Source organism: Shewanella septentrionalis, from assembly GCF_025370265.1.
GTDB classification, from domain to species: Bacteria; Pseudomonadota; Gammaproteobacteria; order Enterobacterales; family Shewanellaceae; genus Shewanella; species Shewanella hafniensis.
In genome coordinates this window covers 1-9,922 of sequence record NZ_JAMTCC010000069.1, presented here as the reverse complement: position 1 = coordinate 9,922, position 9,922 = coordinate 1, and the positions used below count along the sequence as shown (strand labels likewise).

Here is a 9,922-nt window from a genome sequence, read left to right as displayed (position 1 = left end):
AGTTGTGATTTGGGATTGCTTAACTTCTTTGAATACCTAATCAGGTTAAATTATTTTAAAGCAAAGTCGTGGGGCTTCACCCCACACCCGACCAAGGAGGACTGCTCGTCCTATCCTCCTTGGATGCTCCAAGACGCCCCTAGCGAAGTTACATGCATTAGTTACTGGTCTCATACTCCAATAAAAATTGCCTAACGGCTCAGATGGGACATCCTTGTCCCCCCGAGCCTGCGCCATCATCCATGATGTCGCCACGGCATTTTTATCTGCGTATTTCGACAACTTCGCAGGGGAAGGTGAACTTCTGAAGTTTTGGTGTTAGCTTTTAATCTCAAAAGAGTTCTGCCTGTCCTATCTTTTTTCTTTTCAGCAACTTCGCAGGGAATGGTGTATCCATTTAGTTTTTGATTTTGTTGGTCAGTCATTCAAAGTGAAAATAGTTATGGATGTTCCAGTTTCATTTAACTCTTAAATTATTTTTATGGAATTTTTAATAAATGTCGTTCACACTTATAGATTCGACTTCGGGCTTGCACTCTATTTCACAACAGTCAGCACCAAGATAAGATAAATGTAATTTTAGCTCACTCACTTCCATGTTTTCATCAATGTTTTCAATAACTACAACACCTTGTAAAGTTACGTCTAAAGTTCCGTAAGCATGAATTTTGCTGCTGTTTTCAGATAGTTCTTTAGTTAAGCTTTTTCGATAAATGTAAGGTAATAACTCATAATGTTCATCTTCGCAATGAAAACTAAAATCAGCTTTCGATTCAATATTCATCGTTAAGCTAAACCTCTTATTACCTAAATAATTAGGTGCAGATAAGGTTACATCTCCAGCACTTTTAATGTTTAGTTCTTTACTCGATATCTCAATGTCTTCAAATTCATATGGCAAGCGAATGAAATCATTTTCATAGCGGCTTTTAATATCAATAAGTTTATTTTCTTCTATGTGTTTCGATATGCTATACCAGTAATCAAAGGAATTAAGTGCATCTAGAATAGACTTAACTTTGCTTTCTTCTTTATCTAGCTCCTCGGTTCTTTCCTTTAGCAAGGGGGTTTCTAATAGTTCATTGAGTGAAGAGTAAGTCTCTACATTCATGAGTTTAGAAATAGCACTCAATAAAGCTCCGTCCTTAACTATCACGATAAGCTTTGTATCTTTTGATATCTTAACTATTCCATCGTATATAACAGCATCGGGTATATCTTCTCTCTTTTTCTTTCCTCTAAAAGCACCAGTTCCAGAAAAATAACTAGCGAATAATTCGTCAATAGATGTATTCGATATTTTATATACAGATACATTGTTTTCTTTCATCCATATATCCACTTTACCGTTAGCTGAATTGATTAAATTCGAAATGAATTTTATTGATTCCCTAATCTGATATGAGTCTTTTGGTAAAATATTTTTCCTTTGTAAACTATCGAGTCCAGATTGTATTCTTTCTAAATCGCTATTCGCTTGTTCGACTATTTTACTCTTAAATTCATTTATAACTATTTCTGGAACGATCAGTTTCAAGTCATTGCTTTTTATTAACCTTTGAACACGCTGAATTCTAGTTGAGTTTAATCCCTCCTCATGAAGGATATTTGTATCGAGCAATACATTTAACATTTGAAGTTCCTATCTATGAACAATAAGGAATGCCTAACTCCGCGTTAAGCAGACTAAAATTGTTGATTATAATATGTAGCGAAGCGAAACTTACCAGCCGTTTTAGTTCCGTTTAAACGCCTTATTGAACGAAGCAGCCATGTTGCAGGACAAGATAACCCCATTTTCCCCTCACTCGAAGAGCCATATTCCGGTAGCAAATCTAGGAGTATCATCATGGACATCAACAAACAACAACGTTGTGATTTACCTTATGAACAATATCTTACCAACTTAATCTCAAGTCGGATAGGATGAGCCCTTCTCCTTGGTAGGGTGTGGAGGATAGACCGCATTTTTGATCTAAAGAATGGAATTGAATAAATCAGTTATTGTTAAACTCTTTGTCTTTAGATCTAATGGATACGCAGAGATTAGCAGAATTAAGAGCTGGTATGGAAGTGACCGTTGGCGGCATGGATGCCGCCGTCGAGCCTATAGGGATATATTAACGGCGAGTCACTGGAATAACAGTGCTTAATCTATGACAGAATACTCTCAAACATTTTCAGTTTGTTGTAATGCCACTTAATTTAGCTAGCCACCAATTGTTTAAATCACACAATTAGGCGTCTACCTAACATGCTAGTTGTACTTTATATTCATCGCAATCAGCGGTTCGCGTGAGGCTTTTTCGGCGCGAAGGCGGGCAAGGTATTTTTCCCATAGATCCACTTGGTGGGTGGCGAGATCGTAGAGCACTTTCCACGAGAATAGGCCTGTGTCGTGGCCGTCATCGAAGACGATTTTTACTGCATAGTTACCGACGGGTTCTATGGCACTGATGTTGACGTTTTTCTTGTGGGTGACCAGCTTAGGATTGCCGTGACCATGCACTTCGGCTGAGGGTGAGTAGACTCTGAGCATCTCGCAGCTGAGCTGATATTGCTCACCATTGTCGAAACTGACTTCTAGAATGCGTGATTTACGTTTCAGTTTAAGATCGGTGACACTCGGCGTTGCTGTGGTCATAGGTTGGCTACCAAGAAAATGCTAAGGATAGGATAACGACTCATTAAATTAACACCTGACTAATGTAACTGCTGGCGGCTAAGGATACAAAGGGAATGCTCGAGCTGCCTAGCGTTTGGAGCCGACTTTTCGGTTGAGTCACACTTTTGTATTTGAGTCGCCGTTCACCGCCAAGTCGTTTGGGCTTGGCGGTGAGCGGGTTTTCACTAGAGGATAAAGCGGCTGAGATCTTCGTCTTGGACTAAGTTATCTAAGTGGGCGCTGACATAGTCGGCGTCGATAACAAAGGCGGAGCCCGATTTTTCCGATGCCTCGTAGGAGATATCTTCCATCAGCTTTTCCATCACAGTGTGTAAACGACGGGCGCCGATGTTTTCGGTGCGCTCATTCACTTGCCATGCGGCTTTTGCAATGCTGTCGATACCCGATTCACTGAATTCAACTTTCACGCCTTCTGTGTTCATCAGCGCGATATATTGCTCGGTCAGCGAAGCGTGTGGCTCGGTCAAAATGCGTTTAAAATCATTGGCTGAGAGCGCATCTAACTCGACACGGATCGGCAAACGACCCTGTAATTCAGGGATTAAATCCGATGGTTTCGACATCTGGAATGCGCCCGAAGCGATAAACAGAATGTGGTCGGTTTTTACCATGCCGTGTTTAGTGGTGACTGTGCAGCCTTCGATCAGCGGCAGTAAGTCACGTTGCACGCCTTCACGGGAAACGTCTGGGCCTGAGGTTTCGCCGCGCTTACAGATTTTGTCTATCTCGTCGAGGAACACTATGCCGTGTTGCTCAACCAATTCAATGGCTTGCTCTTTTAAATCTTCCTGATTGACCAGTTTTGCCGCTTCTTCTTCGATCAACAGCTTGAACGCTTCTTTGATTTTCATCTTGCGACGTTTTGCCGGTACTTGGCCCATGTTTTTAAACAGGCTTTGCAGCTGGTTGGTCATTTCTTCCATGCCGGGTGGCGACATGATTTCGACGCCGATTTGTGGCTGTGCCACATCAATATCGATTTCTTTGTCGTCTAATTGACCTTCGCGCAGTTTTTTGCGGAATACTTGACGGGTGTTTGAGCTGGAATCGGTTTCTGTGCTTTCCCAGTCATTTTTAGGTTTAGGCAGCAAGGCATCAAGAATGCGCTCTTCGGCGTGTTCTTCGGCGCGTTGACGGCACTTACCCATTTGCTGTTCACGGGTCAGCTTGATGGCGATATCGGTCAAGTCGCGAATGATTTGCTCGACTTCTTTACCGACGTAACCGACTTCTGTGTATTTAGTCGCTTCGACCTTGATAAAAGGCGCGTTGGCAAGCTTGGCTAAACGGCGGGCAATTTCAGTTTTACCTACGCCAGTAGGGCCAATCATCAGGATGTTTTTTGGGGTGACTTCTTGACGAAAATCCACGTCCAGTTGCATCCGGCGCCAGCGGTTACGCAGGGCTACAGCAACAGAACGTTTGGCCTTTTGTTGGCCAATAATGTGTGCATCCAGCTCGTGGACAATCTCACGGGGGGTCATTTCAGACATAATATTCCTCACGGGCTGTTTAGTAATTGAGTTCTTCAATCGTTTTGAATTGATTGGTGAATACGCAGATATCCGCGGCAATGGTCAGGGATTTTTCAGCGATTTCTAAGGCCGACAGCTCGGTATTTTGCAATAACGCAAGGGCCGCCGCTTGGGCATAGTTGCCGCCTGAACCAATGGCGACTAAGTCGTGTTCTGGCTGAACGACATCACCATTACCTGTAATGATCAGCGAGGTTTCGGCATCGGCCACGACGAGCAGGGCTTCGAGTTTGCGCAGCATACGGTCGGTACGCCAATCTTTGGCGAGCTCAACGGCCGAGCGCAATAAATGGCCTTGGTGCATTTCGAGTTTGGCCTCAAAACGCTCGAATAGGGTGAAAGCATCGGCGGTGCCGCCTGCAAAACCAGCCAGTACCTTGTTGTGATATAAGCGACGCACTTTTTTGGCGTTACCTTTCATCACGGTATTGCCTAGGGAGACTTGGCCATCGCCGGCGATGACAACTTGATTATTACGGCGTACTGATACGATAGTGGTCACAATAAATCCTCTTCTCTGGCCCGCAATGACAAATCATGCGGTGGATGATGCAGTAGATATGGGGATAGATGACAATAATTCAAGTTATAGCGAGAAAAGCCAAAGGAGTTTGCGAACTTTCGCGCTCCTTTAGCAATAAAAATAAGCGCTTATTGGGAAAGTGTGGATCGACCTACAATAGTGCGGCCATCGAAGGGATAGTATTTTAAATCCCAGTTTTCACTGCCTAAACGACGATCATCTGAGACATAATTGAAATAGCAAAAGGTATTTGGATTAGTTATTGGGCCGCCACTGTACCAATAAACAATGTCAGTGTTGGGCACTTGCTGCCAGTCGAAGTGATTAGCTAGGACAAATTCATTGTTTCCAATTAGGTTGTGCCATAGCTCACCGCAAAACTCGCCCTGTAATTGGGTTCCTGCATTACTGCTACTTGCCGTATCGATACCGAGTGGAAATCCAGTGGAGGTTGAATCTATTTTTCCATCACCATAACAGGCGAGATCTTGGATATAACCAGAGTGACCGCCCGCAAGCCAACAACTGTGGTAAAGCTTAACACCAGAGGTAAAGGCCGCAAATGCGGTTTTGGCTCTGGCATCGTGAGCATCTTGGCCTAGGTTTAAAAACCGTGGTGCTGCGACGACGGCCAAGATCCCAAGGATGATAATGACCACAACCAGCTCAATTAATGTAAAGCCCTTCGATGACTGCAAACGACTCATATTGCTCACCTATCTGTTAGAGGGCAATATTCTAACGGAATTTTGATTTGCAATCAGTAAGTCATTGATAATATCTAGTTGTTTAACATTGTTGTTACATGGCTCTACAGTAAGATGGCAAGCCGCAAAATGGCAAGCCATCACTTCATCTTTCAATGCCATCTGCCGAATGTAAACGGCTTATAAAGCCGTTTTGTCTATAACACGATAGCGGGTTTGTACGTAGCCATTGTCATATTGCTGCGTGTGGATTGGCATTAATTGAAGCGCTTGAGCTAAGTCGCCAAAGAGGGGTATGCCTTTACCCAGTAAAGTGGGGATACGAGTGAGCGTGAGTTCCTGAATTAACCCCGCCGCTAAAAAGCCTTGGATCGTTTGGCCACCATCGATATAGAGATGCTTAAAGCCACGGTTTTTGAGTTGTTCGCTAATGCTTGCTGCATCGCCATTGAGCACTTGTACGTGCTCACTTAACGCCGAGGGTACAGTTACACCGCTGCGGCTTAATACAAATACTGGGATATTTACATAGGGCCAATCACAATCGAAGGAGAGGACTTTCTCAAAGCTTTTACGTCCCATCACTATCGCATCGACAGTGTCGATAAAGGCATGATAACCAAAGTCTTCATCGGGATTTGTACTGGGATGCTGGTTTAAAAAGTCGATATCCCCATCGGGAGTGGCGATATAGCCGTCGAGGGTCGCGGCAATAAAAACGGAGGCTTTCATTCATCTTCCTTAATGCTATTTTCGAGCGTGTTTTTCTAATGATTCTTTCAGGGCTTGTTGCTGAGCGAAGCAGTCTTGTTTTGCTTTGCCCGACATATCGTTACACGTTTGACCTTTATCTGGGCCTTCCAATATGGCGGCTGCAACATAAACAGCGGCGTCGGCTGCATTGCATTCTTGTTTGCTGTAGGGGGAATTTGTATCACATTTTGAATTCAGCGGCCCAACGCAGCCACTCATACAGGTCAAGGCTAAGGCGCTAAAACTGAGTAATATTAAAGGTTTGAACATTCGATCTTCCATGATTCTTATTATTTGAGACGGTTGGAAAGTATATAACTGCTTTACAGACGGAGCTAGAACTGGATCGTTCAATTTCCACTTTAGTTGTTATCTCGGAGTAAGGCATTCGCGGGTGGGAGAAAAAATCCCCGAGGGCATAGTTACCCTCGGGTGGAGGTTCAAAAAGCAGTGGATTTCTTGAGCGCCTGCGGGGCACAAAGGAAGGAACCTATGGCGTGATTGTGCGGGCTGATACGATATTTAACAAAGCCAAATGCACAAACTGCGACAGCTTGTCGCAGGTAGAATGAAAACTGTGTAGTTACGGTATCTTGAATGGTCTGGGTAAAAAGGGTTTAACGGTTAAATCCTTATGCGTGGCGAGAAGGCGTCGCGATTGTTTAGCGACTATGGGTCACTGACTTACAAGACTGAATGTAGATTGCCTAAGTGTTGCACTAGCTCTGCCATATTATTCACTTCGAGTTTCTTCATGATTTTTGCGCGGTGCACTTCAATCGTGCGCAAGGATAAAAACATCGCCTCCGAGATTTGCTTGTTAGTCATTCCTTGGATCACATGGGCTAACACTTGCTGTTCGCGCTCGGTCAGTTGGTCAAACTTATGCTGCAGACTTTGCTGCTCGAAGGCCGCTTGGCTTTCACGCTGTGCTTTTTCTATCGCTTGTACTAATGCCTTACCCGATACGGGTTTTTGAAAAAAGTCGCAGGCTCCCTTACGAAATGCGCTGAGTGCCATAGGTAAATCGCCGTGGCCAGTGAGAAATATCACGCCTAGCGGGCTGTGGGTTTCGATCAGTTTTTGCTGCACTTCTTGGCCGGTGATTTCTGGCATTCGACTATCTAAAATCACGCAGCCCGCCTGTGATAATGCACAGTGCGCAAGGAAGTCGCGGCCGCTGTTGAAGGTTTGCACTTGGTAGCCAAATTGCCCAAGCATAAAACCCAGCGAATCCAGAATCGCTTCATCGTCATCAACTAAATACAGTGGCAATTTTGTAGACATGGATTTCCTTATGGAGGCGGGAGAGCTATATCAGCTTAAGCCGAGTCGGTGCTTGGCTCAATTTTAAGCCTAGGTCTTGGGAGGTGCATCACTAAATTAGCCGATTATCTTAGGGCAGAAACCAGAGTTTGGCGGCATTTCACAGCTTGATTTTTATCTGCGAGTTAAAGTCGTTTAATAGCATATAAGGCAAGGTAATAGCGGCGATGGCGACGGGCTCTTGGTGTAAAGCGGTAGTGATGGGATTATGCCTAAGTGTCATTGGGCTCAGTCAGTCCTATGCCGATGATGTGCCGCAGGTGAACCACTTTAGAGTCGGAGTGTTGGCAAATCACGGTGTGTTACAAGCCAAGCAGCGTTGGCAACCTATGATGGATTACCTGACTGAGCAAGTGCCTAATAGTCATTTTGAAGTCGTGCCAGTGGATTTTAATGGCATGCGTAGCCAGTTACTTGAGCATGATTTGCAGTTTATCGTCACTAATCCTGGGCAATATCTGCATCTAAGCAATAACTTCCCGCTGTCTTGGCTCGCGACAATGAAAAGCCGCAAGCATCAGGGCAGTACTTTTACCATAGGCGCGACCATTATTGTCCGCGCTGATAGCCCTATCCGCACCCTGCAGGATTTGCGTGGGCGCAATGTGGTCGCCAGTGATCCGCAGGCATTAGGCGGGTATCAGGCGGCTATGGGGTTGCTGCATAAAATGGGCTTTTTACCCGAACAGTTTTTTGGGCAAGTGCGCTTTCTCGGTTTCCCGTTAGAACCGCTTATTTACCAAGTGCGCGACGGCAGTGCCGACGCCGCCATTGCCCCCTTTTGCACCTTAGAGGAAATGATCGCAACGGGTCTCGTTAATCAGGCCGATTATCGGGTGATCCATCCGACTAACCCTTCAGGATATGATTGCGAGGTCAGCACTCAGTTATACCCCAACTGGTCATTCGCCGCAGCGGATACGGTTTCGCCACGGATCACCATGCAAATTACCCGCGCCTTATTCGATTTACCCGCCGACCATGTCGCTGCCATTACCGCCGATACCTTGGGCTGGACTGCACCCGTGAGTCAGTTGAAAGTGATTGAGTTATTTAAGGAGTTGCAACTGCAAGGTGCATCGCCGCCACTCTATCAAACCGTATATAAATGGATGGCAAAAAATAAAGAGTGGGGCGGCGCACTGTTGTTAATTTTCATTATTTCCACCATTTATCACCTGTGGCTTGAATATAAATTTCGCCAGAAAAGTGAGTTTTTAGTCAGCACTGAGCGCCAATTAAAGGACAAGGCATTGCAGCTTGAGCGGCTGCAAAGTGCGGCAATTCTGGGGGAAATTGGCGCGGGTCTTGCGCACGAACTCAATCAACCCATAGCGGCGATTACCCAATACAGCGAAGGCGCCATGCTGCAATTGGAAAGGCTTGGGCAAGATAATCCGGAACTCTATGATGTACTCGGTAAAATTAATGCGCAGTCGATTCGCGCTGGAGCGGTTGTGCATCGTATTCGCGGTTTACTCAAGCGGCGTCAGGCCAAGGCCGAACCTTTAGATATAGTGCCAGTGGTGAAAGAAGCTTTAGCTCTGTTGCGGCGCGAGCTAGACCGCGCCAATGTGCAAGTGAATGTGCGAGTGCAGGGTGAGCCCTTTGAACTGATGGGCGATAGCGTTGGTTTAAGCCAAATGTGGGTCAATTTAGTAAAAAATAGCTTAGATGCGTTAGAAACCTGCGGCGATAATCGTGTGCGTCAATTATGGATCGATATCTATTATAATCCAAATGAAATCAAAGTGTTAGTTATTGATAATGGCGAAGGGCTACAGGGGCAGGCGAGTGAGTTGATGGCATCTTTTGCCTCAACCAAAGATGCGGGATTAGGGCTTGGCTTAGCCATCTGTAAGGATGTGGTCACCCGCCATCACGGCAGCATTCAAATCGAAAACTGTCAGCAATCCACGCAAGCTTTACTGCCTTGGCAACAGGGCTGTGTGGTGACAGTCGTTCTTCCCAAGGAATAGGGTTATACACTTATGAGTAACCCTTAATGTGCGCATTAGCCCGGAGCATCCGACAGCTTTTATTGGTTAGCGGTTAATATTAATAAAAGCATCATTTTCATAATAATATTTTGCTGCACTAATTAATTCATTTAACCCAGCTTCAGAATTTTGTTGCAGCAAATTACTCTTAATACTTTGCAAATCTGACACACTTAAGAAGCTTTTATAACCAATAGATGTTGGGTAAATTGGTTCATCATCACTACCACGATCTTCTTCTGTGTCATCGTCAAGTATAAGACATAATATCGAGTCATTAATTTCTTTATTAGAAGGTATATATACATCCCACTTCCAATCTAAAGATTCAATTTTATCCAACATGTTCTTGAGAGTTAATTCTAAACGCATTACGCACCTTTTGTGATACA

Annotated in this window: 10 protein-coding genes; 1 reads left to right on the top strand and 9 read right to left on the bottom strand. The window is 44.7% G+C overall.

Annotation, left to right across the window (positions count from 1 at the left end; all coding sequences use genetic code 11):
- Window positions 1-490 precede the first annotated feature (490 nt).
- From NE536_RS21835 to NE536_RS21800, 8 genes are all read right to left on the bottom strand, one after another.
- Window positions 491-1,633, bottom strand: coding sequence for a PIN domain-containing protein (locus NE536_RS21835; RefSeq protein ID WP_261274002.1), 1,143 nt, complete (start codon window positions 1,631-1,633; stop codon window positions 491-493).
- 624 nt (window positions 1,634-2,257) lie between these two features.
- Window positions 2,258-2,644 carry a gamma-butyrobetaine hydroxylase family protein gene (locus NE536_RS21830; protein ID WP_259541894.1) on the bottom strand — a complete coding sequence of 129 codons (387 nt, stop codon included), beginning with the start codon at window positions 2,642-2,644 and terminating at the stop codon, window positions 2,258-2,260.
- A 206-nt stretch (window positions 2,645-2,850) separates the two neighbouring features.
- Window positions 2,851-4,179 (bottom strand): ATP-dependent protease ATPase subunit HslU, encoded by a 1,329-nt coding sequence (gene hslU / locus NE536_RS21825; protein ID WP_261274001.1) that lies wholly within the window; start codon window positions 4,177-4,179, stop codon window positions 2,851-2,853.
- Window positions 4,180-4,198: 19 nt separating this feature from the next.
- Window positions 4,199-4,723 (bottom strand): ATP-dependent protease subunit HslV, encoded by a 525-nt coding sequence (gene hslV / locus NE536_RS21820; protein ID WP_006083300.1) that lies wholly within the window; start codon window positions 4,721-4,723, stop codon window positions 4,199-4,201.
- Window positions 4,724-4,872: 149 nt separating this feature from the next.
- The gene (locus NE536_RS21815; RefSeq protein WP_261274000.1) at window positions 4,873-5,451 is read right to left on the bottom strand and encodes a type II secretion system protein; all 579 of its coding nucleotides are present in this window, start codon (window positions 5,449-5,451) and stop codon (window positions 4,873-4,875) included.
- A gap of 180 nt (window positions 5,452-5,631) precedes the next feature.
- Window positions 5,632-6,183 (bottom strand): dihydrofolate reductase family protein, encoded by a 552-nt coding sequence (locus NE536_RS21810; protein ID WP_261273999.1) that lies wholly within the window; start codon window positions 6,181-6,183, stop codon window positions 5,632-5,634.
- Window positions 6,184-6,198: 15 nt separating this feature from the next.
- Window positions 6,199-6,474 (bottom strand): hypothetical protein, encoded by a 276-nt coding sequence (locus tag NE536_RS21805; RefSeq protein WP_259541889.1) that lies wholly within the window; start codon window positions 6,472-6,474, stop codon window positions 6,199-6,201.
- Window positions 6,475-6,888: 414 nt separating this feature from the next.
- Window positions 6,889-7,491 carry a response regulator transcription factor gene (locus tag NE536_RS21800; protein ID WP_261273998.1) on the bottom strand — a complete coding sequence of 201 codons (603 nt, stop codon included), beginning with the start codon at window positions 7,489-7,491 and terminating at the stop codon, window positions 6,889-6,891.
- A gap of 206 nt (window positions 7,492-7,697) precedes the next feature.
- Here NE536_RS21800 and NE536_RS21795 point away from each other — a divergent pair, with 206 nt between their 5' ends.
- Entirely contained in the window at window positions 7,698-9,509 is a 1,812-nt protein-coding gene (locus NE536_RS21795; RefSeq protein WP_261273997.1) for a sensor histidine kinase, read from the top strand.
- Window positions 9,510-9,575: 66 nt separating this feature from the next.
- On the opposite strand, the gene NE536_RS21790 is transcribed toward NE536_RS21795, so the two are convergent.
- Window positions 9,576-9,922: DUF7716 domain-containing protein (locus NE536_RS21790; RefSeq protein ID WP_261273996.1), on the bottom strand; the 347-nt coding region annotated here is incomplete at its 5' end.

What these genes read in the sequence shown, in the direction of transcription:
- NE536_RS21835 (WP_261274002.1), bottom strand. Translation starts at nt 1,633, where the DNA reads ATGTTAAATGTATTGCTCGATACAAATATCCTTCATGAGGAGGGATTA.
- NE536_RS21830 (WP_259541894.1), bottom strand. Translation starts at nt 2,644, where the DNA reads ATGACCACAGCAACGCCGAGTGTCACCGATCTTAAACTGAAACGTAAA.
- hslU (WP_261274001.1), bottom strand. Translation starts at nt 4,179, where the DNA reads ATGTCTGAAATGACCCCCCGTGAGATTGTCCACGAGCTGGATGCACAC.
- NE536_RS21815 (WP_261274000.1), bottom strand. Translation starts at nt 5,451, where the DNA reads ATGAGTCGTTTGCAGTCATCGAAGGGCTTTACATTAATTGAGCTGGTT.
- NE536_RS21810 (WP_261273999.1), bottom strand. Translation starts at nt 6,183, where the DNA reads ATGAAAGCCTCCGTTTTTATTGCCGCGACCCTCGACGGCTATATCGCC.
- NE536_RS21805 (WP_259541889.1), bottom strand. Translation starts at nt 6,474, where the DNA reads ATGTTCAAACCTTTAATATTACTCAGTTTTAGCGCCTTAGCCTTGACC.
- NE536_RS21800 (WP_261273998.1), bottom strand. Translation starts at nt 7,491, where the DNA reads ATGTCTACAAAATTGCCACTGTATTTAGTTGATGACGATGAAGCGATT.
- NE536_RS21795 (WP_261273997.1), top strand. Translation starts at nt 7,698, where the DNA reads ATGGCGACGGGCTCTTGGTGTAAAGCGGTAGTGATGGGATTATGCCTA.